The organism is Stenotrophomonas sp. 86156_Sma, assembly GCF_056481625.1.
In genome coordinates this window covers 4,817,884-4,839,448 of sequence record NZ_CM151157.1, presented here as the reverse complement: position 1 = coordinate 4,839,448, position 21,565 = coordinate 4,817,884, and the positions used below count along the sequence as shown (strand labels likewise).

Here is a 21,565-nt window from a genome sequence, read left to right as displayed (position 1 = left end):
GCAATCTAGCATCCCGGCCACCGCCGCGTACAAGGGGGAGGGGCCGGGATGGGGCAGCGGCGAAGGACCGCTGCCGGTTGCCGCATCAGTGGTCGTGCGACTTGCTGTGGCTGTTGGACATCAGCTTGTCGGTCCAGGCAATACCGATCGCCGACAGGATGAACACGCAGTGGATGATGGTCTGCCACAGCACGCCGTCCTGGGTCAGCATCGAGCAGCGGGCGACACCGATGTTGGCGGCGGCCACGCTCATCTGCTCCGGCGTGCACAGTGGGATGCCACCCAGCGCGCCACTGGCGATGAAGGTCTTCAGCAGGTGGATCGAGGAGATGCCGATGATCGCCATTGCCAACTTCACTTTCAGCACGCTGGCATTGACGTGGCTCAGCCATTCCGGCTGGTCCGGATGGCCTTCCAGGCGCAGGCGCGAGACGAAGGTCTCGTAGCCACCGACGATCACCATCACCAGCAGGTTGGAGATCATCACCACGTCGATCAGGCCCAGCACGATCAGCATGATCTGCTGTTCGCCCATCGAGGCCGAATGCGAGATCAGGTGCCACAGTTCCTTGCCGAACAGGAACACATAGACGCACTGCGCCACGATCAGGCCCAGGTACAGCGGCAGCTGCAGCCAGCGCGAGGCGAAGATCAGCGTGGACAGCGGGGAGAGCGGCGGGCGGTTTGCACTCATGCGGAGGATGCTGCGTTGCGGGGGAGAGGCGAGGTTACCGGCCCGTCGTGACGGTGCCAACCCAACTCTCGCACTAGACTTCAGGTTCCTTTCCGCACCCCGAGCCGCCGCCATGATCGACCTGTATTACTGGCCCACCCCGAACGGCCACAAAGTGACCCTGCTGCTGGAAGAAGCCGGCCTGGAGTACCGCATCCATCCGGTCAACATCGGCTCGGGCGACCAGTTCAAGCCGGAATTCCTTGCGATCTCGCCCAACAACAAGATGCCTGCGATTGTCGACCACGCCCCGGCCGATGGCGGCGCCCCGCAGAGCGTGTTCGAGTCCGGCGCGATCCTGCTGTATCTGGCCGAGAAAGCCGGCCAGTTCCTGCCCAGCGACCCGCGCGGCCGCGTCACCACCCTGGAGTGGCTGTTCTGGCAGATGGCCGGCCTGGGTCCGATGAGCGGCCAGATGGGCCACTTCAATGTGTATGCGCCGGAGAAGATCCCGTATGCGATCGAGCGCTATGACAACGAAGTGCGCCGCCTGCACGGGGTGATGGACAAGCGCCTGGCCCATCACGCCTTCCTGGCCGGGGACGAGTACACCATTGCCGACATGGCCAGCTACCCGTGGATCGGTGCCTACGACAAGCTGCCGGTGGATTTCGCCGCGTTCCCGAACCTCAAGCGCTGGCACGAAGTGATTGCTGCACGCCCGGCCACCCAGCGCGCCTATGCCCTGCGCCAGCAGGTGAACCCCAACGCCGGCAAGCCGCTCAGCGACGAAGAGCGCAAGCACCTGTTCGGCCAGCGTTGACCCGGAACGGTGGGTGCCGACCGTTGGTCGGCATGCCTCATGGGCAGAAGGTCATGCTGCCTTCCCGCACCGGCTTGGTTAGGATGGAGGCTGACCGCCCCGCGTCCATCGCGGTGGCGGACCTGCCGTTTGCCGGGATCCTCCATGCGCCACCTGTTCGCTTCGCTCGCCCTCATGCTCGCCACCAGTACCGCCGCCCACGCTGAAAAGCTGACCCTGGAAGCCATCACCGGCCCGCTGCCGCTTTCCGGCCCGACCCTGATGAAGCCGAAGGTCGCCCCCGATGGTTCGCAGGTCAGCTTCCTGCGCGGCAAGGACAGCGACCGCAACCAGCTGGACCTGTGGACCTATGACATCGGCAGCGGCCAGACCCGCCTGCTGGTGGATTCGAAGGTGGTGCTGCCCGGCACCGAGACCCTCAGCGATGAGGAAAAGGCCCGCCGCGAGCGCCAGCGCATCGCCGCGATGACCGGTATCGTCGATTACCAGTGGTCGCCGGACGCGCAGCGCCTGCTGTTCCCGTTGGGCGGCGAACTCTACCTGTACGACCTCAAGCAGCAGGGGGCGGCGGCCGTGCGCCAGCTGACCCACGGTGAAGGCTTCGCCACCGACGCCAAGCTGTCGCCCAAGGGCGGTTTCGTCAGCTTCATCCGCGGCCGCAACCTGTGGGTGATCGACCTGGCCAGCGGCAAGCAGCTGCAGCTCACCCGCGACGGCAGCACCACCATCGGCAACGGCGTGGCCGAGTTCGTCGCCGACGAGGAAATGGACCGCCACACCGGCTACTGGTGGGCGCCGGATGATTCGGCCATCGCCTTCGCCCGCATCGATGAAGCACCGGTGCCGGTGCAGAAGCGCTACGAGGTCTACGCCGACCGCACCGACGTGATCGAGCAGCGTTACCCGGCCGCGGGCGACGCCAACGTGCGCGTGCAGCTGGGCGTGATCGCACCGGCCGCCGATGCGCAGCCGCGCTGGGTCGACCTCGGCAAGGAACAGGACATCTATCTGGCCCGCGTCGATTGGCGCGATGCGCAGCACCTGAGCTTCCAGCGCCAGTCGCGCGACCAGAAGCAGCTGGACCTGGTGGAAGTGGCGCTCGATTCCAATCGCCAGCGCGTGCTCGCCCACGAGACCAGCCCGACCTGGGTGCCGCTGCACAACAGCCTGCGTTTCCTCGATGACGGCAGCGTGCTGTGGTCGTCCGAGCGCACCGGTTTCCAGCATCTGTACCGCATCGACAGCAAGGGCAAGGCCACCGCGCTGACCCACGGCAACTGGCCGGTGGACGAACTGCTGGCGGTCGATGAGAAGGCTGGCAAGGCCTACTTCCGCGCCGGCATCGAGACCTCGCGCGAAAGCCAGATCTACGCGGTGTCGCTGCAGGGCGGTGAGCCGCAGCGCCTGTCCAAGGCACCGGGCATGCACAGCGCCAGCTTCGCCCGCAATGCCAGCGTCTATGTCGACAGCTGGTCCAACAGCACGACGCCGCCGCAGATCGAACTGTTCCGCGCCAATGGCGAGAAGATCGCCACCCTGCTCGAGAACGATCTGGCGGACCCGAAGCATCCGTATGCGCGTTACCGCGATGCACAGCGCCCGATCGAGTTCGGCACGCTGACCGCGGCCGACGGCAAGACCCCGCTCAACTACAGCCTGATCAAGCCGGCCGGCTTCGATCCGTCCAAGCGCTATCCGGTGGCGGTGTACGTGTATGGCGGCCCGGCCAGCCAGACCGTCACCGACAGCTGGCCCGGCCGCGGTGATCACCTGTTCAACCAGTACCTGGCCCAGCAGGGCTATGTGGTGTTCTCGCTGGACAACCGCGGTACCCCGCGCCGTGGCCGTGACTTCGGTGGCGCGCTGTATGGCAAGCAGGGCACGGTGGAAGTGACCGACCAGCTACGTGGCGTGACCTGGCTCAAGCAGCAGCCGTGGGTGGACCCGGCGCGCATCGGCGTGCAGGGCTGGTCCAACGGCGGCTACATGACCCTGATGCTGCTGGCCAAGGCCTCGAACCAGTACGCCTGTGGCGTGGCCGGTGCGCCGGTGACCGATTGGGGCCTGTACGACAGCCACTACACCGAACGCTACATGGATCTGCCGGCGCGCAACGAAGCGGGTTACCGCGAAGCGCGCGTGCTGACCCATATCGACGGCCTGCGCTCGCCGCTGCTGCTGATCCACGGCATGGCCGATGACAACGTGCTGTTCACCAACTCGACCAGCTTGATGAGTGCGCTGCAGAAGCGTGCACAGCCGTTCGAACTGATGACCTATCCGGGTGCCAAGCACGGCCTGTCCGGCGCCGATGCCCTGCATCGCTACCGCGTGGCCGAAGCCTTCCTGGGGCGCTGCCTGAAGCCCTGATGCACGAACGGGAAGGAGCCCGCCGATGACCCTGCCACCGCCGATTCCCACCCATGGCCCCAAGCCCGCCGGCTGGTGGTGCCGCCACTGGCGCTGGGCGATGCCGCTGACCGTGCTGCTGGTGCTGGCCGGCGCCGGTGGCACAGTGGCCTGGAGCGTGCTGCGCTGGAGCGAGGCGGCACGCGAGAGCCCGCCGATGCGCGAAGCAATGCGTCGCGCGGGATGCAGCATCGAACTGGTGGAAGCCTTCGGCGAGCCGCTGCGTGCCGAATCGATGCCGCTGGGCAGCATGCAGACCGCGATGAACGGCCAGCGCGACGTCGGCCTGACCGTGGCCCTGGAAGGACCGCATGCGCACGGCCGGCTGTTCGTGCAGGGCAGCCGTCGCGATGAAGTCTGGGATTACCCGGTGATGTATGTACTGGCCGAAGACAAGCAGACCTTCGACCTGACTGCACTGGATGACGACGAGGCTGCGGGGGAGTGCGAGCTGCAGGCCTGCCGTGAGCGTGGCGAATGCCCGCTGACCGCCGCGCTGTGACCGCAGGTCGCGCGGCCGGGTAAGGGCGGCTGTTCAGAGCCTCCTGTTTGTCGACTGCTCCCTACAAGGCGCCTGAAGGCCCCGAGTTGCGCGAGCGAGTCGAGTGGCAGATTTCCCCTGCGCCCGGTCGAATATCAATTCCGCCACGACTTCCTGCCGATCGTCGCCACCGCCGTGAGGGGTAGTGAAGAATCGGCGACTGTGAAGCCCGTTCTGATGCCGCACAAGGAATGCAGGTGCGTGCGAACCTGATAGGTGTCGGGATTGCCATCTGGCTGGAGATCGCTGAGGTATCCAGGCGGAAACTCAGGGCCGGAAAGCGCACCATCTCTGGAGAATTGTGGCGAAAATCTGTCGTGTACAGCCCAGATCCCACGCCGCCCACTGTCCATGTGATGGCGGTCTCCCGCTGATGTGGAGTCAACACGTAGCTTTCATCGTGCCATGTGGCGGCGACATTGCGGGTGGATCATGGAACGTGCTCTTTTCTGCCTGGTGCTGGTTCTGCTCAGCATCTTTCCGTCAGTTGCGAAGACGGGTAGCCGGTTCGTGCAGATACCTGCTGGGGGATGGGACCCCGGACCAGAGCTGCGCAGGCAGTACGAGGGCAGCATCGTAGACTGGGTTCGTCGCGTTGACGTTCATCCAGAGGCACTTTCCGGCGATTCGATCGAAGTCGACCTTTTCGACATGACAGTACGGCTGGAACGCGTTGCAGGCTACCCGGCAGGTGACGCGCCGGATCCGGTCCACGCTCTGGCTGTCCAGAATGGCGGAACATCATCCGGAACCATGCCCAGCCGGCTCCGTTGGGCTGGCGTAACCGCATCGTCCTCCTCGCCATGTACAGATGTGGAAGGGATGGTGCGTGTTTCCGAGGCTTCTGACGGGCGACTGCAGGCCATTTTCGACATCGGCAGCCTCCGGTACGAACTCCAAGGCAGCGTGCTGATCCGCAAGGATCTGCGCAGGCTTCCACGAGAGGCACCGGTACGGGATGTCAGCCCTGCGGTGCCTGGTGCAGCCGCTTCAGCCGAATACTTACCCGCCGGAAAATCAACGGTTCGTGTCCTCTTTGGCTATGGAACCGCCGCGATTGGGACTGATCGGGAAGAGGTCTTTGCGGAAATGCGGAAGGCCGTGTGCTTGGCCAACAAGGGCTTTTCTGACAGCGGAATCCAGATCGAACTCGAGCGTGCGGGGAACGCACTCCCCGGCTACCGGGAAACCGGTGTAACCCAGACGCTGGATGATCTCATGGCCGGAAGAAGGGGGGCGCTGGGCTTCATGCATCAGGTCCGCGATGTTGCCAAGGCAGACATCGTGCTGATGATTATCGATACAGGTTCGTCACTGTCGTTCTGCGGACAGGCGCAACGGCTGCTTGCCACGAAGGAAACGGCATTCGCGGTTGTAGAGCGGAACTGCCTGGGGGCCAGTACCAGCAGTCTCGCCCACGAAATTGGACACCTGTTCGGCGCCGATCATGAGCCCGCAAATGCATCGATCAGTCCGCCACGATTTTCTTACGGGCATGGCTATCAGGCGCCGGATAATGTGCCTGATCGCTGGAGAACTGTGATGTCCTACGAGTGCTCTGGCGTGCCATGTCACCGAGTGAACCTGTGGTCTTCACCTGACCTCAGTCACAACGGATTGCCTGCCGGCACGGAAAAGACCCACCACAATGTCAGGGTCTTGAACGAAACCCGCCAGATGATTGCCGACTTCTATCCTTGGCCATAAAGCGGGAGATCGGGGTGTCAGGCAGGCTGTTACCCCGTTGGAGAGACTGTGAATCCTGCAGATGTTCAGATCACGGACGGAGCACATGCATCCTGCGCTCGCCAACCCCCGTGACCTCCAGCCGATTGTCGCCATCGCCGTGAGCGCGTAAGTTGCGGGCAACCCTTTGCTGGAGTGTCCCATGAAGCCGATTGCGCTCGCTGTTGCCCTGGCCCTGACTGCCGCTCCGTTGCTGTCCGCACCGCCGGCGCTGGCTGCACCCGCCGCCAAGGCCGCCACTCCTGCCAGCCCGGCCTGGGTGGCCCGCAGCAATGCACTGGCGCAGATCCTGCTTGATGCGCAGGGTCCGTTCCAGCCGGAGGAAACCGGCTTCTTCGGCGTTCCCGGATACGACGACAAGGTGGCCGACCTCGGCCCGGACAACGGCAAGCGCTACCGCGCCGCGATGGCCAAGGCCCGCGACGAACTGAAGGCGAAGCTGGCCACCGAGCAGGATCCCAATGTCCGCCAGGACCTCGAGATCATGATCCACGCCGCCAGCCAGAACATCGAAGGCAGCGAGCTCAACGAGAAGTACCTGTTGCCGTGGAGCGATGCGCCGCAGACGGTGTTCAGCGGCCTCAACCTGCTGCTGTCCGACCAGGTGCCGGCCGAGCGCCGGGCCAAGGCGATCGACCGCCTCAAGGCCTATGCCGGCCTGCAGCCCGGCGGCACCGCGTTCACCGCGCTGGCACGCCAGCGCTATGAAGAGCGATTGAAGGACAGCAGCCTGCTGCAGCCGACGAAGATCGAAGTGCAGCAGTCGCTGGACAACGTTGAGACCTACATCACCGGCATCGAGTCGCTGCTGAAGAAGTACCAGATCGCCGGTGCCGATGAAGCAATGAAGGCGCTGGCCGGGCAGATGAAGGACTACGCCAGCTGGACGCGCACCACCGTGCTGCCGAAGGCTCGCACCGACGCACGCCTGCCGGCACCGTTGTACGCGTACCAGCTCAAGCAGGTCGGCATCGACATCGATCCGAAGCTGTTGATGCAGCGCGCGCAGCTGGAGTTCATGGAAACCCGCTCGGCGATGCAGCAGCTGGCGCCGCTGGTGGCGAAGGACAAGGGCCTGAAGGTGGCCGACCCGAGCGACCCGGTGGCGGTGATCCGCGCGCTGAAGGCCGACAAGATCGCCGACGATCATCTGGAAGGCCACTACCGCAAGGTGATCGACGCGATCGATCCGCTGATCCGCGAGCACGCCATCGTCGACGTGCCCAAGCGTGCCATGCAGATGCGACTGGGTTCGGCCGCCGAGAGCGCCGCCAGCCCGGCGCCGCATTTCCTGCCGGCGCCGCTGGTCAACAACACCGGGCAGCAGGGCACCTTCGTGCTGCCGCTGGGCAATCCGGCCGCCGGTCCGGGTGCGCAGTACGACGACTTCAACTTCGGCGCGGCGGCGTGGACGCTGAGCGCGCATGAAGGCCGCCCCGGCCACGAGCTGCAGTTCACCGCCATGGTCGAGCGCGGCGTCTCGCTGGCACGCACGATGTTCGCGTTCAATTCGGTGAACGTGGAAGGCTGGGCGCTGTATGCCGAAGCCGAGATGGTGCCGTACGAGCCGCTGGACGGGCAGATGATCGCCCTGCAGTTCCGCCTGCTGCGCGCCGCACGCGCGATGCTCGACCCGATGCTCAACCTCGGCCTGACCGACCGCGCCAACGGCGAGCGAGTGCTGATGGAGCAGGTCGGCCTGTCCAAGGCGATGGCCACCCAGGAACTGGATCGCTACATGGTGCGCATGCCGGGCCAGGCCGGCAGCTATTTCTACGGCTACACCCGCATCCTCGAACTGCGCATGCAGACCGAGCTGGCACTGGGCGCGAAGTTCGACCGCCTGGCGTTCAACAACTTCCTGCTCGACCAGGGCCTGCTGCCGCCGGACCAGCTGGCCGATGCGGTGAACAAGGTTTTCGTGCCGAAGTACAAGCGCTGAGCATCACCGGTAGTGCCGGCCGCTGGCCGGCAATCGCCGTTGGTAGATGCCGACCTTGGTCGGCGCTGTGGGTTTGGTGCCAACCAAGGTTGGCACCTACCAGAGCGGTGCGTCGGTTATTGCAGGGGTAGTGCCGGCCGCTGGCCGGCAATTGCCGTTGGTAGATGCCGACCTTGGTCGGCGCTGTGGGTTTCGTGCCAACCAAGGTTGGCACCTACCAGAGCGATGCGTCGGTTATTGCAGGGGTAGTGCCGGCCACTGGCCGGCAATTGCCGTTGGTAGATGCCGACCTTGGTCGGCGCTGTGGGTTTCGTGCCAACCAAGGTTGGCACCTATCAGAGCGATACGTCGGTTGTTGCAGGGGTAGCGCCGGCCGCTGGCCGGCAATCGCCGTTGGTAGATGCCGACCTTGGTCGGCGCCGCGGGTTTCGTGCCAACCAAGGTTGGCACCTACCAGAGCGAAGCGTCGGTTGTTGCAGGGGTAGTGCCGGCCGCTGGCCGGCAATCGCCGTTGGTAGATGCCGACCTTGGTCGGCGCTGTGGGTTTGGTGCCAACCAAGGTTGGCACCTACCAGAGCGGTGCGTCGGTTATTGCAGGGGTAGTGCCGGCCGCTGGCCGGCAATCGCCGTTGGTAGATGCCGACCTTGGTCGGCGCTGTGGGTTTCGTGCCAACCAAGGTTGGCACCTACCAGAGCGATGCGTCGGTTATTGCAGGGGTAGTGCCGGCCGCTGGCCGGCATTTCCCTTGGGCAGAGAGGATTCCTGAGGTTGCCGGCCAGCGGCCGGCACTACCGGCGGTGACCCTCTCGGGTCACCGCTGCGGTTGCGGCGTAATCACTTGTGTCGGCAACCGCGCGGGCGGTGCCGGATTCGGCACCCAGATCGCGACGCCGGCGGCGCGCTTCTGCGTGGTCGGAATACCGATGCCGACGCCGCCACCGACGTGCGAGCCGAACGTGCCGGCGCCGACCGACATGCCCACCGGCGAGCCACTGCTGCCCACGCCCATCAACACCACGCCATTGGCGCCGAGCGCGGCGGCCTCACGCTTCAGGCGTGCCACGGCGGCATCGGTCTGGCCCTGGGTGCCGAAGCCGACGGCGGACGCCGATTCCAGCTGGGCGATTTCCTGGGAACCGGCCGGTGGCGTCGAATAGATCTGCACCAGCGCCGGATCGATCGGTGCGCGGGCGCGGCCCAGCATCACCTTGGAGGTACTGGCACAGCCAGCGGCGACCAGCAGGATGGCCGCCAACGCGGCCCAACGGATGTTCATGGCACGACCCCTGTAGGACTGGTTGCGATCATCGGCGGGCCACTCTGAATCGGCGCCAACACCCGGGCCAGGGCACGCACGGCAGCACGCTAGCACGGCGGGGGTGACAGCCCCGCCAATGGCAGTAGGCGGCGGCAGCGGGAACGTCTATGGTTGGGGCAGGAACCAACTGCGGGAGAGCGGCATGGGTGTGATCAGTCTGTTGTGGGGCGTACTGGCGCTGTTGTGGATGATCCTGGCGCTGATTCCACTGCTGGGCTGGGGCAACTGGTTCCTGATCCCGTTCGCTGCGGTGGGCGCGGTCATCGCCGCGCTCGGCATCCTGTTCACCCACCCGAGCAAGCGTGGCCGGGCCTGGGCCGGGCTGGTGCTGAACGGCATCGTGGTGGTGGTGGGCATCCTCCGGCTCGGCCTGGGTGGCGGCGTGATCTGAGCCCGCACCCGGGTGCGACAGGGCGTCGCAGGCGCACGGCCCATGGCCGGGCAGGGGCGTACAATGAATGGCTGCGCGAGCCCCCCGCGTGCCTGTGAATCCGCGCCCGGCGCGGCTGCCCCATGATCATCCGACCCCGCCCCCACGGCTGGCAACTGCTTTACATCCTGCGCGGTTCGATCGTCAAAGCGATCGCGCCCAAGGTGCTGGCCATCCTGATCCTGTCCATTGCCGTGGCTGCGGTGGTGGAACTGGCGCCACCGACCGGCATCGAGCGTGTCTCGGTCACGCCGTTCACCCTGCTTGGCCTGGTGCTGTCGATCTTCCTCAGCTTCCGCAACAGCGCCTGCTATGACCGGTGGTGGGAAGGCCGCAAGCTGTGGGGTCAGCTGGTCTACGAATCGCGCTCGCTGGCCCGCCAGGTGAACCTGCTGCTGGCCGATGACGCGGGCCGCCGCCGCCGCATCGCCTACCTCACCACCGCCTTCGCCCATGCACTGGCCGGTCGCCTGCGCGGGCGCATCGTGGCGCTGATGGCCCTGCCGTGGCTGGACAAGCGCCAGCGCGAACAACTCGGGCAGCGCGAGAACGTGCCCGACGCGCTGCTCTCGATGATCGCTGCGGAACTGGCGCAGGCCCTGCGCGCTGGTGACCTCGACCCGATCCTCTACACCCAGCTGGAAGAGCGCCTGCACGCGATGTCGTCGATCCAGGCCGGCTGTGAGCGCATCCTCACCACACCGCTGCCGTTCGCCTACACCCTGCTGCTGCACCGCTGCGCGTGGATGTTCTGCGTGCTGCTGCCGTTCGGCCTGGCCAGTTCGCTGGGCTGGGGCACGCCGGTGCTGTCGGCGGTGCTGGCCTATGCCTTCTTCGGCCTGGACCAGCTGGGCGAAGAAATGGAAGACCCGTTCGGCCTGGAGCCGAACGACCTGCCGCTGGACGCGCTGGTGCGCACGATCGAGATCGACCAGCTCGACGCGCTCGGCGAACGCCCATTGCCCGAACCCCTGCTGCCGCAGGGCTACCTGTTGCAATAGCCACTCCTCGGAGCCTGCCATGTCCCACCCGCTTTACCGCCCGCGCCGCATGCGCCATGACGAGTTCTCACGCCGTCTGATGCGCGAGAACACGCTGACCACCGACGACCTGATCTACCCGGTGTTCGTGCACGAACTGGCCGGCCGCACCGCAGTACCGTCGATGCCGGGCGTGGAGCGGCTGTCGATCGAAGAACTGCTGAAGGTGGCCGAAGAAGCGTTGGAGCTGGGTATTCCGGTGATCGACCTGTTCCCGGTGATCGACCCGTCGCTGAAGTCGCTGGACGCGTCGGCGGCGTGGGCCGAGGACGGCCTGGCGCAGCGTGCGATCCGCGCGCTGAAGTCGCGCTTCCCGGAACTGGGGGTGATGACCGACGTGGCGCTGGACCCGTACACCACCCACGGCCAGGACGGCATCATCGACGACAAGGGCTATGTGCTGAACGACATCACCGTCGAGGCGCTGGTCAAGCAGTCGGTATCGCACGCCGAGGCCGGTGTGGACATCGTCTCGCCATCGGACATGATGGACGGCCGCATCGGCGCGATCCGTCGTGCGCTGGATGCCGACAACCACATCAACGTGCGCATCATGGCTTACTCGGCCAAGTACGCCTCGGCGTTCTACGGCCCGTTCCGTGATGCGGTGGGCAGCGCCGCCAGCCTCGGCAAGGCCGACAAGAAGACCTACCAGATGGACCCTGCCAACGGCGACGAGGCCCTGCGCGAGATCGCGCTGGACCTGGAAGAGGGCGCCGACATGGTGATGGTCAAGCCGGGCATGCCGTACCTGGACCTGGTGCGCCGGGTGAAGGAAAAATTCGGCGTGCCGACCTTCGCCTACCAGGTGAGTGGCGAGTACGCGATGATGAAGGCCGCCTTCGCCAACGGCTGGCTGGACGAGCGCGCCTGCGTGCTGGAGTCGCTGCTGGGCTTCAAGCGGGCCGGCGCCGATGGCGTGCTGACCTATTTCGCGCCGCAGGTGGCGCGATGGCTGCGCGAGCGCTGACAATAGCGCCACGATAGACGGAGGATTACGCGATGGGACCCGAACTGGGATGGATGCAATGGCTGATCTGGGGCATCGGTACGCTGGTGTTCGGCGCCATCATCGTCGGTGTCTTCATCGCGGCCTGGCGGGCCGGCAAGCGCCCGCCGGAGCAGCTCTCCGCCGCCCGCCATGTCGCCCGTGAGCAGGCCCTGCCGGACAGCGTGCAGGCCGAACTGGCCGCGTTGAACCAGCGCAAGGACAACGGCCAGCTGAGCGAGGTGGAGTACGAGCAGTTGCGCGCCAAGGTGTTGTCGCGCTGACTCTCAGTTCTGGTAGCCGCCAACCTTGGTTGGCGTTTGCCGTCACCGTGCGCCCGGTAGGCACCCGGCCACCGCCACCACCTTCGGCACCGCCAACCGGTACACGTCCACGCCACCGGCACGCGGTGCCTTCGCCGCACTGCTGGCGACCATCATCTCGCCGGGCTTGGCGTTGTCGATCACCGGCGCGCCGGTCCAGCCGCTGGCCTGGTTGAACGACAGTCCCAATGGCTGCAGCGCCGCACCGGTCCACGCACAGCCGCTGCTCCACACCTGCGTGGTCGTGCCGTTGCCGCGGCTGAACACCACGGCGCCGTCATGCCCCAGCCAGTCGCCGTCGGTCTCGTCGTCGGCGCTGTTCAACGCGCTCAGTGCGCTGGCCGGGCCACGCAGTCCCTGCGCATCCAGCGTCGCCACGAACAGGTCCCAGCCGGCGCCACGGCCCTGCTGGCGGGCAAACAACAGCTGCCTGCCATCCGCGCTCAGGGCCGGCCCGCGCTCTTCCCGGCGGCCCGCGTCGCCCGCCAGCGGCTGCGCGGTACCCAGCTGGCCATCGGGGGCCAGCGCGGCCCGATACAGCGCCAGCTTGCCCTCGCGGCCGGCCGCGAACAGCAGCCAGCGGCCGTCGCGGCTGAAGTAGGGATCACGGACCTCACCGGCCACGCCTACCGGCAAGGCCTGCGCCTGCTGCCAGCGGCCGTCCACCACGCGCGCCTCCCACAGGCCCCAACCGGCCTCGCCACGGCGGGCGAAAACGATGCGCTGGCCATCGGCGCTGATCGTGGCGCGGCCCTCGTCGGCACGGGTCGAGACCACGCCCATGCCTTCGATGCCGTACTCGTTCAACGCCATCGCCACGGGGGCAGAGAGTAGACTGGCGGCAAGCACCAGCAGGGGCGGGGTGATGCGCATCATCCGGGTCCGTGCACGAAAGAGCATCAGTCTAGCCAGCTTGAGGATTCCATGACCGACCGTTACGCCGTCTTCGGACACCCCGTTGCCCACTCGAAGTCGCCGCAGATCCATGCGACGTTCGGTCGCCAGGAAGGCATCGCGGTGGATTACCGCGCGATCGACCTGGCCCCGGATGCGTTCCTGGCCGGCCTGGAAGCCTTCGCCGCCGACGGCGGTGTCGGTGCCAACGTCACCTCGCCGCACAAGGAAGCCGCGTTCTCGGTGTGCACCACGCTGACTGCGCGTGCGCGCCGCGCCGGCTCGGTCAACACGCTGCTGCGCAAGGGCGACCGCTGGCATGGCGACACCACCGACGGCATCGGCCTGGTGCGTGACCTGACCGACCGCCATGGCCTGGACCTGCGTGGCCGCCGCATGCTGCTGATCGGTGCCGGCGGCTCCGCGCGCAGCGTCGCTCCGGCCTTCCTCGATGCTGGAATCACCGAGCTGGTGGTGGTCAACCGCACGCCGGAACGCGCCGATGAACTGATCGACGCGATGGGCGAACCGGGCCGCGCGATCAGCCGCTACTGGGAAGACCTGCGCGAGCTGGGCGACTTCGAACTGATCGTCAACGCCACCTCGGCCGGCCGCGACCGCGACGTCGAGTTCAAGCTGCCGCTGTCGCTGGTCAACTCGATGACCACCGCCGTCGACCTGAACTACGGCGAGGCCGCCATCGCCTTCCTGGCCTGGGCGCGCGCAGCGAACTGCCGCAATACCGTGGATGGCCTGGGCATGCTGGTCGAGCAGGCGGCCGAGAGCTTCCTGCAGTGGCACGGCGTGCGCCCGCAGACCGACGGGATCTACCAGTCGCTGCGGCAGGGCTCGGCCGTGCTGGCCGGCGAGGACTGATCGATGGACAGCACAACGTTGATGGTGACCGTGCTGAGCATGGTCGGCGTGCGCCTGCCGGTGCTGATCGCGCTGTGCATTGGCCTGGTCTGGGTGGTCGGCGCACCGCGCGATGCCACCCGCACCGGCGCGCTGGTCGGCCTGCTGTTGCTGCTGCTGTCCAGCCTGGGGGGCCTGGCGGCGGGCATGCTGCCGATGTGGCTGGTCAGCAGTGGCAACTTCAGCGCCATCTCGGGCATGAGCGCCATCTTCGGCGTGGTGCACTTCGCGCTGGCGATGGTCGAGGCCATCGGCGTGGTGCTGCTGGTGTGGGCGCTGGTGCGCCTGCTGCGTACCCGCACGATCCCGGCATCCTGACCGGTAGCGCCGGGCCATGCCCGGCGTATCTGGCCCTTGAGCGGTCCGCCCATCGGACCGTGACCGCCGCCTGGCGTCGTCGCTGGCCCGTTCAGGGTGCCAGCGACGGTGAACGCGGCCGGCCATGCGACAATGACCGGCCTGATCCAGCCACGGTAGTTCCCGGCGTGACCGAAACCGTCGCCGCTCCGCGCACGCTCGATGACGCCTTGAAGGACGCGATCCGCAAGGCGTACACGACGCTGCAGGCCAATACTCCCGGCTTCTCCACCCGCCGCTCGCAGAGCCAGATGATCGGTGTGGTGTCGCGTGCGCTGTCGAAAAGTGGCGGCGTCGGCGTGGTCGAGGCGCCCACCGGCGTCGGCAAGAGCCTGGGCTACCTCACCGCAGGTGTACCGATCGCGCTGGCCAGCAAGAAGAAGCTGGTGATCAGCACCGGCACCGTAGCGCTGCAGTCGCAGCTGGTCGAGCGCGATATCCCGAATTTCCTCAAGGCCACCGGCCTGGAAGCGACCGTGGCGCTGGCCAAGGGCCGTACCCGCTACCTGTGCACGCGCAATGCTGCCGAGGCGCAGGGCGAGGGTTCGCAGGGCGGCATGTTCGAGGATGACGCACCCCTGTTCGACCGGCCGCTGGCGCCGATCGAGATGGACATCGCCAAGCGCCTGACCGACGCCTTCACCGGCGGCACCTGGGATGGCGACATCGACAACGCGCCGGAGACCATCAGCCCCGGCCTGCGCAGCCGCATCACCACGCCGGCTTCGGGTTGTGCCGGGCGCCGCTGCGCCTATTCGGCGCAGTGCGCGGTGCTGCGTTCGCGCAACACGGTGCGCGATGCGCAGATCGTGGTCACCAACCACGCGCTACTGCTGTCGGCGCTGTCGATCGGTGACAGCGACAACGGCCAGCCGTTGATCGCGCCGCCGTCGGACATGCTGTTGGTGCTGGACGAAGGCCATCACATCGGCAGCGTGGCGATCGACCAGGGTGCAGCCAGCCTGGCGCTGGACGAGATGGCCAAACGCACCGGCCGCCTGCAGATCCTGATCGCCGGTGCCTATCGCGCGGTCGACAAGGACCGTCTCGGCAACCTGCTGCCGAACGAAGCGATCGAGGTCGCCAGCAACGTCGCCAAGCAGCTGCGCGCGTTCCGCGATCACATCGAGCGGGTGTGGATGCCGGCACCGGCGGACGAAGAGCCGATGTGGCGCGCGGCCAACGGGCGCCTGCCCGAGGCCTGGCGCGAGCCGATCGAGGCCCTGGCCGACGATACCCGCAGCCTCTACAACTGGGCGCATGCCGCCACCGCGCAGGTGGCCAAGGGCAAGCCGGACGATGCCGCGCGCGAGCGCCTGCAGCGCAACCTGGGCATGGCGCTGGAAATGATCGAGCAGCAGTACAACCTGTGGCAGGCGTGGCGCCGCGAGGACAAGGATGGCGCGCCGCCGATGGCGCGCTGGGTCACCGCCACCCGCGACGGCGACCTGGTGCTGCACGGCTCGCCGGTGTCGGCCGCGCACGTGCTGCGCAAGCTGCTGTGGGATGAAGTGGACTCGGTGGTGATGACCTCGGCGACGTTGACCGGCGGTGGCGACTTCCAGTCGCTGGCGATCGACAACGGCATTCCGGAAGAGGCAGAGATGGTCTCGCTGTCGTCGCCGTTCGACCTGCCCAACCAGGCCGAGCTGGTCGTGCCGAAGTTCCCGGTCACGCCGGACGACCGCGAAGGCCACCCGCGCGAAGTGGCGCGCTACCTCGACACCGAGCTGGACTGGGCCAAGGGCTCGATGGTGCTGTTCACCTCGCGCTGGAAGATGGAGAAGGTGGCCGGGCTGATGTCGGCCGCGCGCCGCAAGCAGGTGCTGGTGCAGGGCGAGATGTCCAAGACCCGCCTGATCGACGAGCATCTGCGGCGCGTGGCGGCAGGCGAGGGCTCGGTGCTGTTCGGGCTGAACTCGTTCGGCGAAGGGCTCGACCTGCCGGGCGAAGCCTGCACTACGGTGGTGATCACCCAGGTGCCGTTCGCGGTGCCGACCGACCCGCAGACCGCCACGCTCAGCGAGTGGTTCGAGGGGCGCGGGCTGAATGCCTTCAACCTGATCGCGATTCCGCATGCGCTGCGCACGCTGACCCAGTTCGCCGGCCGCCTGATCCGCACCTCCACCGACACCGGCCGCGTGGTCATTCTTGATTCGCGGCTGCTGACCCGCCGCTACGGCAAGCGCATCATCGACGCGCTGCCGCCGTTCAAGCGCGTGATCGGCTGACACGGGGTCGGGTCCCTTCCGAAGGAAAGGCTCTGACCCCACCACGCACTCTGTCGCTCAACCGCCTTCCGGATTCCGGCAGGCCTGGTTGCCCATCGCAGTGTGGTAATCGCGATCAAAGCAGCGCAGGAAGCCATCGAGCACGTCCAGGTTGGGCGGCCATGGCACATCCACCTTCTGCCCGCCGGCGGTGGTGAAGTGATAGCGCCCATCCTTCAGCGCCCCGGCGATCTGCTCCGGCGTGGGAATCGCAATCAGTGCTGCACGCGCCCTTTCCAGCGCTGCACGGTCGCGCTGCAGGAAGGCGATGGTGCCGTCCACGTAGGCGTTCCAGTAACCGGGGTCGGTGCCGGTGGGCTTGTAGGTGCGCCGCATCAGCGCCACCGCCTGCGGGTACTGGCCCGCCTCGGCACGCATCTGGCCTTCATGCCACAGGATCATGGTGTTGCCCGCAGCCTTGGGCATCGCAGCATAGGCGGCGAGCAGATCAGCGGCTTCACGGTGGCAGCCGCGGTCGGCCAGCGTGCGCCAGCCACCTTCCAGGTCCTGATCGAACGCATCCGGTTCCATCGCCAGCATCGCTGCACGGTCGTAGCGGCAGTCCGGTGCTTTTGGCGGCTCTGCTGACATGCCCATGGCAGCGGCCAGCGCAAAGGAAAGCAACATCATCGCAACCTCCGTGTTGGTGACTTCCTGGGCCACCATAACGGATCAGGATGGGGAGTGCCGGCCGCTGGCCGGCAGCCTCATCGATGTGGGCTGTCACGGTACGTATGCCGGCCAGCGGCCGGCACGACCGTATGGCGGTCAATCGCCCAGCAGGGCGGTGTTGCGCACGGCGCCCTTGTCGGCGCTGGTGGCCAGCAGCGCGTAGGCCTTCAGCGCGCTGGTGACCTTGCGCGGGCGCGGTGCACGCGGTTTCCAGCCCCGGGCATCGGCGTCGGCGCGGCGCTGGGCCAGCGTGGCCTCATCCAGCAGCAGGTCGATGCGGCGGGCCGGGATGTCGATGCGGATGCGGTCGCCGTCCTCGACTAGGCCGATCGTTCCGCCGCTGGCCGCCTCGGGTGATACATGGCCGATCGACAGGCCCGAGGTGCCGCCGGAGAAGCGGCCATCGGTGAGCAGCGCACATTGCTTGCCCAGCCCCTTCGATTTCAGGTAGCTGGTCGGGTACAGCATTTCCTGCATGCCGGGGCCGCCCTTCGGGCCTTCGTAGCGGATCACCACCACCTCGCCCGGCTGCACTTCGTCGGCGAGGATGCCGGCAACGGCGGCGTCCTGGCTCTCGTAGACGCGCGCGGGGCCTTGGAACACATGGATCGATTCGTCCACGCCGGCGGTTTTCACCACGCAGCCATCGATGGCCAGATTGCCGCGCAGCACGGCCAGCCCGCCTTCCAGCGAATACGCGTGCTGCAGCGAACGGATGCAGCCCTCGGCGCGGTCCACGTCCAGCGTCGGCCAGCGCGTGGCCTGGCTGAAGGCTTCCTGGGTGGGGATGCCGGCCGGGCCTGCCTTGAAGAAGGTATGCAGGGTGTCGTTGTCACTGCGCACCACGTCCCAGCGTTCCAGCGCGTCGGCCAGGCTGGCGCTGTGCACGGTCGGCACCGTGGTTTCGAGCAGGCCGGCGCGGTCCAGCTCACCGAGGATGCCGAACACGCCGCCGGCGCGATGCACGTCCTCGATGTGGTACTTCGGCGTGTTCGGTGCCACCTTGCACAGCTGCGGGACGCGCCGCGACAGCGCGTCGATGTGGGTCAGGTCGAAGTCGACCTCCGCTTCCTGCGCGGCAGCCAGCAGATGCAGGATGGTGTTGGTGGAACCGCCCATGGCGATGTCCAGGGTCATCGCGTTGGCGAACGCGGCCTGGGTGGCGATGCCGCGCGGCAGCGCGCTCGGGTCTTCGCCGCCATACCAGCGGTGGCAGAGTTCGACGATCAGGCGGCCGGCGCGGCGGAACAGCGCCTCGCGGTCGGCATGGGTGGCCAGCGTGGTGCCATTGCCCGGCAGCGACAGGCCCAGTGCTTCGGTCAGGCAGTTCATCGAGTTCGCGGTGAACATGCCGGAGCAGGAACCGCAGGTGGGGCAGGCGCTGCGCTCGAACGCGGCGACCTTCTCGTCGGAGGCGCTGTCATCGGCGGCCACCACCATCGCATCGACCAGGTCCAGCTTGTGCTCGGACAGCTTGGTCTTGCCCGCTTCCATCGGCCCGCCGGAGACGAACACCACCGGGATGTTGAGGCGCAGCGCGGCCATCAGCATGCCGGGGGTGATCTTGTCGCAGTTGCTGATGCACACCAGCGCGTCGGCGCAGTGCGCGTTGACCATGTACTCCACGGCGTCGGCGATGATCTCGCGGCTGGGCAGCGAATACAGCATGCCGTCGTGGCCCATCGCGATGCCGTCGTCCACGGCGATGGTGTTGAATTCCTTGGCGACGCCGCCGACCTGTTCGATCTCGCGCGCGACCAGCTGGCCGAGGTCCTTCAGGTGCACGTGGCCGGGCACGAACTGGGTGAAGGAGTTGGCGATGGCGATGATCGGCTTGTGGAAGTCGCCGTCCTTCATGCCGGTGGCACGCCACAGGGCGCGGGCGCCGGCCATGTTGCGGCCGGCGGTGGAGGTGCGGGAGCGGTATTCAGGCATGGCTGGCGGAACGGGCGGGCCGTACAACGTGGGGGTCGCCCGATCATGGCCAATTTTTTCGGTTGCTGCTGCAACCACCGGGTAGGATTCGGCAGGGCTGCGCCCTGCACCTGCCGAAGCAAGTGCTAATGCAACGGCCGAAGCAACGGCAACAGCTGGCCTAGCCGTGGGATGGCGGGGTGGGTCCGGTTGCGGGGGACGGCGCAAGTACGTCCATGTAGCCTCGGTCGCGCCATCCATGGCGCTCACGCCCCCGCAACCGGACCCACCCCGCCTTCGACACTTTCCCAATGCTGTTGGTGGGTGTCGACCTTGGTCGACACGATGTATCCACGCCATGCGTGGATGATGGGGAACGACGAAAATGAAAGTCCGTTCATCTTTCGGACTTTGCCGATTCCGGTTGCTGGTCCGGATTTGGCATCATTGGGGCATTGATCCGTCGACAGGGCATGAGGCCATGAAACGTTCCCGCACCACCGCGCTGCTGCTGATGAGCGCTGCGCCGCTGCTGTTCACCGCCTGCCAGAAGGAGCCGGAGGTGAAGGTGCAGGAAGGCCTGTACACCTCGGTGGAGGCCTGCACCGAGGCCACCGGCGATCCGTCGTCGTGCCGCAATGCCTTCGCCGAAGCGCAGAAGCAGGCCGCCGATGCTGCGCCGAAGTACGCCAGCAAGGAAGCCTGCGAGAAGGACTACAAGCCGGAACAGTGCGTGCAGCAGCACACCTCGGCCGGTACCTCGTTCATCGGCCCGATGATGATGGGCTTCTTCATGTCGCAGATGCTGAGCAACCGCGGCGGCCTCGCCCCGCAGGCGCCGGCGGCGTCGCCGGCCTACCAGGACAAGAGCGCCGGTTGGGCGCGTCCGGCACCGGGCGGTACCGGTGGCCTGAACACCGCCAGCGGCATCGGCGCCGGCAAGGCGGGCCTGGCGCCGGTCACCAGCGAACCGAACCGTGCGGTCACCGCCAGCCGTGGTGGCTTCGGCAACACCAGCGCACGCCGCAGCACCAGCGGCAGCTACGGCGGCTGATCGACCCATGCAGCGTATCCGGATTGCCGAGCGTGCCCAGTGGCGGGCACGCGCGGAAGAGGCGGGTTTCCGCTTCCACACCATCGACGGCCAGCCGTACTGGGATGAAAGCGCGTATTACGCTTTCACCCTGCGCCAGATCGAGCAGGACATCGAAGACCCCAGCGCCGAGCTGCACCAGATGGCGCTGGACCTGGTCGGCGATGTCATCGGCAGCGAACGCCTGATGGACCAACTGGCGATTCCGTCGCATTACCGCGACTGGATCGCCGACAGCTGGCGCCAGCGCCAGCCGCATCTGTACGGTCGCCTGGACCTGGCCTACGACGGTACCGGCCCGGCCAAGCTGTACGAGTTGAACTACGACACGCCGACCTCGCTGTTCGAGGCCAGCTTCTTCCAGTGGCAATGGCTGGAAGACCAGCGCAATGCCGGTCGCCTGCCGCAGCATGCCGACCAGTTCAACGCGATCCACGAAGCGCTGGTCGAACGCTTCGGCGAACTGGCCACGCAGCTGCCGCCGCCGCTGTATTTCAGCGCCGTGGGCAGTTCGGAAGAAGACCGCGGCACCGTCGACTACCTGCGCGACTGTGCGTCGCAGGCCGGCCTGCATGGCCAGGCCATCGCCATCGAGGATATCGGCCTGTCCGAGGACGGACGCTTCACCGCGCTGGACGATTCGGTGATCGGCACGCTGTTCAAGCTGTACCCACTGGAAGACCTGATGGCCGAGGAGTTCGGCCGCGCGCTGCCCGGCTCGGGCGTGCAGCTGCTGGAGCCGGCGTGGAAGGCGGTGCTGAGCAACAAGGGCATCCTGCCGCTGCTGTGGCAGCGCAACGTGGGCCATCCGAACCTGCTGGAAGCGCATTTCGATGACGGCAGCACGCTGGCCTCGGGCTGGGTGCGCAAGCCGCTGTTCTCGCGCGAAGGCGCGAACATCGAGATGCACCTGGCCGATGGCAGCACCCAGCGCAGCGACGGGCCTTACGACGGCCCGGCGATCATCCAGCGTGCGCATCCGCTGACCCGCTTCGAAGGCGGCTACCCGCTGATCGGCAGCTGGGTGGTGGGTGACCACGCCTGCGGCATCGGCATCCGCGAGGACGACAGCGCGATCACCCGCGACAGTGCGCGCTTCGTGCCACACGCGATCGTTGATGAGGCACCGACGCGGATCTACGTCTGATGACGGTGCGGCGCCCACGGGCCGGCGTGGGCAACCATCGCCCGTCGTAGAACAACCGCTGTGGGTAGA

General features: G+C 67.0%; 19 protein-coding genes. 14 read left to right on the top strand and 5 right to left on the bottom strand.

The features are described from left to right. Window positions 1-85 precede the first annotated feature (85 nt). The gene (locus ACZK33_RS22395) at window positions 86-694 is read right to left on the bottom strand and encodes a TIGR00645 family protein (protein ID WP_071228550.1); all 609 of its coding nucleotides are present in this window, start codon (window positions 692-694) and stop codon (window positions 86-88) included. 112 nt (window positions 695-806) lie between these two features. On the opposite strand from ACZK33_RS22395, the gene ACZK33_RS22390 reads away from it, so the two are divergent. The 5 genes from ACZK33_RS22390 to ACZK33_RS22370 all read left to right on the top strand — a co-directional run bounded on the left by ACZK33_RS22390 (window position 807) and on the right by ACZK33_RS22370 (window position 8,134). Beyond that, window positions 807-1,496, top strand: a complete 690-nt coding sequence (locus tag ACZK33_RS22390; protein ID WP_423174974.1) for a glutathione binding-like protein — start codon at window positions 807-809, stop codon at window positions 1,494-1,496. A gap of 144 nt (window positions 1,497-1,640) precedes the next feature. Beyond that, window positions 1,641-3,866, top strand: coding sequence for a S9 family peptidase (locus tag ACZK33_RS22385; protein ID WP_423174975.1), 2,226 nt, complete (start codon window positions 1,641-1,643; stop codon window positions 3,864-3,866). A 25-nt stretch (window positions 3,867-3,891) separates the two neighbouring features. Continuing rightward, entirely contained in the window at window positions 3,892-4,407 is a 516-nt protein-coding gene (locus tag ACZK33_RS22380) for a cytochrome c oxidase assembly factor Coa1 family protein (RefSeq protein ID WP_423174976.1), read from the top strand. A gap of 471 nt (window positions 4,408-4,878) precedes the next feature. Continuing rightward, window positions 4,879-6,153: a M12 family metallo-peptidase gene (locus ACZK33_RS22375; protein WP_158704792.1), complete on the top strand. Its 1,275-nt coding sequence runs from the start codon at window positions 4,879-4,881 to the stop codon at window positions 6,151-6,153. Between the two features lie 181 nt (window positions 6,154-6,334). Continuing rightward, a complete protein-coding gene (locus ACZK33_RS22370; protein WP_423174977.1) occupies window positions 6,335-8,134 on the top strand; it encodes a DUF885 domain-containing protein in 1,800 nt (599 codons plus the stop codon). 812 nt (window positions 8,135-8,946) lie between these two features. On the opposite strand, the gene ACZK33_RS22365 is transcribed toward ACZK33_RS22370, so the two are convergent. Then, window positions 8,947-9,411, bottom strand: coding sequence for a hypothetical protein (locus ACZK33_RS22365; protein WP_014038879.1), 465 nt, complete (start codon window positions 9,409-9,411; stop codon window positions 8,947-8,949). A 184-nt stretch (window positions 9,412-9,595) separates the two neighbouring features. Between ACZK33_RS22365 and ACZK33_RS22360 the strand changes: the two genes are divergently transcribed. The 4 genes from ACZK33_RS22360 to ACZK33_RS22345 all read left to right on the top strand — a co-directional run bounded on the left by ACZK33_RS22360 (window position 9,596) and on the right by ACZK33_RS22345 (window position 12,195). Continuing rightward, window positions 9,596-9,844 (top strand): hypothetical protein, encoded by a 249-nt coding sequence (locus ACZK33_RS22360; protein ID WP_006475755.1) that lies wholly within the window; start codon window positions 9,596-9,598, stop codon window positions 9,842-9,844. Between the two features lie 122 nt (window positions 9,845-9,966). Next, a complete protein-coding gene (locus ACZK33_RS22355; protein WP_087923940.1) occupies window positions 9,967-10,884 on the top strand; it encodes a bestrophin family protein in 918 nt (305 codons plus the stop codon). 19 nt (window positions 10,885-10,903) lie between these two features. Continuing rightward, entirely contained in the window at window positions 10,904-11,893 is a 990-nt protein-coding gene (gene hemB, locus ACZK33_RS22350) for a porphobilinogen synthase (RefSeq protein WP_032129123.1), read from the top strand. Between the two features lie 32 nt (window positions 11,894-11,925). Then, window positions 11,926-12,195 (top strand): SHOCT domain-containing protein, encoded by a 270-nt coding sequence (locus ACZK33_RS22345; protein ID WP_049424121.1) that lies wholly within the window; start codon window positions 11,926-11,928, stop codon window positions 12,193-12,195. Between the two features lie 42 nt (window positions 12,196-12,237). Here ACZK33_RS22345 and ACZK33_RS22340 read toward each other — a convergent pair whose 3' ends face one another. Continuing rightward, entirely contained in the window at window positions 12,238-13,110 is an 873-nt protein-coding gene (locus tag ACZK33_RS22340) for a TolB family protein (RefSeq protein ID WP_423174978.1), read from the bottom strand. Window positions 13,111-13,158: 48 nt separating this feature from the next. Between ACZK33_RS22340 and aroE the strand changes: the two genes are divergently transcribed. The 3 genes from aroE (at window position 13,159) to dinG (ending at window position 16,631) form a co-directional block, all read left to right on the top strand. Continuing rightward, window positions 13,159-14,004 (top strand): shikimate dehydrogenase, encoded by an 846-nt coding sequence (gene aroE / locus ACZK33_RS22335; protein WP_423174979.1) that lies wholly within the window; start codon window positions 13,159-13,161, stop codon window positions 14,002-14,004. 3 nt (window positions 14,005-14,007) lie between these two features. Continuing rightward, window positions 14,008-14,361: a hypothetical protein gene (locus ACZK33_RS22330; RefSeq protein ID WP_423174980.1), complete on the top strand. Its 354-nt coding sequence runs from the start codon at window positions 14,008-14,010 to the stop codon at window positions 14,359-14,361. A 167-nt stretch (window positions 14,362-14,528) separates the two neighbouring features. Then, the gene (gene dinG, locus ACZK33_RS22325; RefSeq protein ID WP_262084258.1) at window positions 14,529-16,631 is read left to right on the top strand and encodes an ATP-dependent DNA helicase DinG; all 2,103 of its coding nucleotides are present in this window, start codon (window positions 14,529-14,531) and stop codon (window positions 16,629-16,631) included. Window positions 16,632-16,688: 57 nt separating this feature from the next. On the opposite strand, the gene ACZK33_RS22320 is transcribed toward dinG, so the two are convergent. After that, entirely contained in the window at window positions 16,689-17,300 is a 612-nt protein-coding gene (locus tag ACZK33_RS22320; protein ID WP_423174981.1) for a hypothetical protein, read from the bottom strand. 138 nt (window positions 17,301-17,438) lie between these two features. Continuing rightward, window positions 17,439-19,277 (bottom strand): dihydroxy-acid dehydratase, encoded by a 1,839-nt coding sequence (gene ilvD, locus ACZK33_RS22315; protein WP_423174982.1) that lies wholly within the window; start codon window positions 19,275-19,277, stop codon window positions 17,439-17,441. 460 nt (window positions 19,278-19,737) lie between these two features. Here ilvD and ACZK33_RS22310 point away from each other — a divergent pair, with 460 nt between their 5' ends. Both ACZK33_RS22310 and ACZK33_RS22305 read left to right on the top strand, forming a co-directional pair. Continuing rightward, a complete protein-coding gene (locus tag ACZK33_RS22310) occupies window positions 19,738-20,310 on the top strand; it encodes a DUF1190 domain-containing protein (protein ID WP_071228542.1) in 573 nt (190 codons plus the stop codon). Window positions 20,311-20,317: 7 nt separating this feature from the next. Further along, a complete protein-coding gene (locus tag ACZK33_RS22305; RefSeq protein ID WP_049444208.1) occupies window positions 20,318-21,496 on the top strand; it encodes a glutathionylspermidine synthase family protein in 1,179 nt (392 codons plus the stop codon). Window positions 21,497-21,565 lie beyond the last annotated feature (69 nt).

Coding starts and splice junctions, on each gene's coding strand:
- ACZK33_RS22395 (WP_071228550.1), bottom strand. CDS start 694: ATGAGTGCAAACCGCCCGCCGCTCTCCCCGCTGTCCACGCTGATCTTC.
- ACZK33_RS22390 (WP_423174974.1), top strand. CDS start 807: ATGATCGACCTGTATTACTGGCCCACCCCGAACGGCCACAAAGTGACC.
- ACZK33_RS22385 (WP_423174975.1), top strand. CDS start 1,641: ATGCGCCACCTGTTCGCTTCGCTCGCCCTCATGCTCGCCACCAGTACC.
- ACZK33_RS22380 (WP_423174976.1), top strand. CDS start 3,892: ATGACCCTGCCACCGCCGATTCCCACCCATGGCCCCAAGCCCGCCGGC.
- ACZK33_RS22375 (WP_158704792.1), top strand. CDS start 4,879: ATGGAACGTGCTCTTTTCTGCCTGGTGCTGGTTCTGCTCAGCATCTTT.
- ACZK33_RS22370 (WP_423174977.1), top strand. CDS start 6,335: ATGAAGCCGATTGCGCTCGCTGTTGCCCTGGCCCTGACTGCCGCTCCG.
- ACZK33_RS22365 (WP_014038879.1), bottom strand. CDS start 9,411: ATGAACATCCGTTGGGCCGCGTTGGCGGCCATCCTGCTGGTCGCCGCT.
- ACZK33_RS22360 (WP_006475755.1), top strand. CDS start 9,596: ATGGGTGTGATCAGTCTGTTGTGGGGCGTACTGGCGCTGTTGTGGATG.
- ACZK33_RS22355 (WP_087923940.1), top strand. CDS start 9,967: ATGATCATCCGACCCCGCCCCCACGGCTGGCAACTGCTTTACATCCTG.
- hemB (WP_032129123.1), top strand. CDS start 10,904: ATGTCCCACCCGCTTTACCGCCCGCGCCGCATGCGCCATGACGAGTTC.
- ACZK33_RS22345 (WP_049424121.1), top strand. CDS start 11,926: ATGGGACCCGAACTGGGATGGATGCAATGGCTGATCTGGGGCATCGGT.
- ACZK33_RS22340 (WP_423174978.1), bottom strand. CDS start 13,110: ATGATGCGCATCACCCCGCCCCTGCTGGTGCTTGCCGCCAGTCTACTC.
- aroE (WP_423174979.1), top strand. CDS start 13,159: ATGACCGACCGTTACGCCGTCTTCGGACACCCCGTTGCCCACTCGAAG.
- ACZK33_RS22330 (WP_423174980.1), top strand. CDS start 14,008: ATGGACAGCACAACGTTGATGGTGACCGTGCTGAGCATGGTCGGCGTG.
- ACZK33_RS22320 (WP_423174981.1), bottom strand. CDS start 17,300: ATGATGTTGCTTTCCTTTGCGCTGGCCGCTGCCATGGGCATGTCAGCA.
- ilvD (WP_423174982.1), bottom strand. CDS start 19,277: ATGCCTGAATACCGCTCCCGCACCTCCACCGCCGGCCGCAACATGGCC.
- ACZK33_RS22310 (WP_071228542.1), top strand. CDS start 19,738: ATGAAACGTTCCCGCACCACCGCGCTGCTGCTGATGAGCGCTGCGCCG.
- ACZK33_RS22305 (WP_049444208.1), top strand. CDS start 20,318: ATGCAGCGTATCCGGATTGCCGAGCGTGCCCAGTGGCGGGCACGCGCG.